This window comes from Candidatus Symbiopectobacterium sp. NZEC135 (genome assembly GCF_025962695.1).
On sequence record NZ_JAGFPF010000821.1, the window covers coordinates 1 to 914 of the forward strand.

The window sequence follows — 914 nt, forward strand, 5'->3', positions numbered from 1 at the left end:
ATCGCACATTTTTGTTTAACTCAGGACCTGGAGGTTTTTGTGGAGGAGTTTTATATCGCTGACTCAGATGATGCGCTACGAGAAGAGGATGAAATAACATTTGAATGGATGAATTTGCCTGTCAATATCGAATTTGTATTAGATAAGGTGACGCTTACGGTCGGCGAATTGGATAGTTTGCAACCCGGCGCGCAGTTGCCGTTAAATAGCAATGCGGAAAAACAGATCAGAATTTATTTGAATCGCAAGCTATTTGCGCGTGGTGAGTTAGTTGTACTGGATGACGGCTCACTGGCGGTAGAGGTAAACAATATGAACGGCGCTGCAACGGGGCAAGTGGGCTCAATGTATGCTGAGTAATGACGTCTCATTAATTATACTGCTGTCGTTCTTTACGTTGTTACCTTTTATTATTGCCGGTGGCACCTGTTTTATAAAATTTTCTATCGTGCTTATCATGGTTCGTAACGCGTTGGGGATTCAGCAAGTGCCTTCAACGTTGACATTGAATGGCATAGCATTGATCATGACCGCCTTTGTTATGATGCCCGTCACCCAGAATATACTGAAATTTGTTGAGCGAAATAATATCAATTTTAATGATACGCAGTCGGTCAGCCTGTTTATGGATAAAGGGTTAGGAAGTTACAGAAACTATCTGGTGCACTATTCCGATCGCGATCTGATTTATTTTTTCTACAATGTCCAGCAGGGCAACAAAGACAGCGTGCTTCAACTGGAAGAGCATGAAATGCAATCTTTACCGTTGATGACGTTGATGCCAGCATATGCGTTGAGCGAAATACAAAGTGCCTTCAAGATTGCATTTTATCTCTACGTGCCATTTGTTGTTATTGATATGGTGGTTTCCAGCATTCTGTTAGCGCTTGGGATGATGATGATGAGTCCCGTCA

At 42.3% G+C, this 914-nt stretch carries 2 protein-coding genes; both read left to right on the plus strand.

The window, feature by feature from the left end; translation table 11 throughout:
* Nucleotides 1-360 (plus strand): FliM/FliN family flagellar motor switch protein (locus tag J5224_RS30715; protein ID WP_264628812.1); only part of this gene is annotated, 360 nt, incomplete at its 5' end.
* Nucleotides 350-914, plus strand: a 565-nt coding sequence (locus tag J5224_RS30720; protein WP_264628813.1) for an EscR/YscR/HrcR family type III secretion system export apparatus protein, incomplete at its 3' end; no start/stop codon positions are given. The genes J5224_RS30715 and J5224_RS30720, both read left to right, overlap by 11 nt.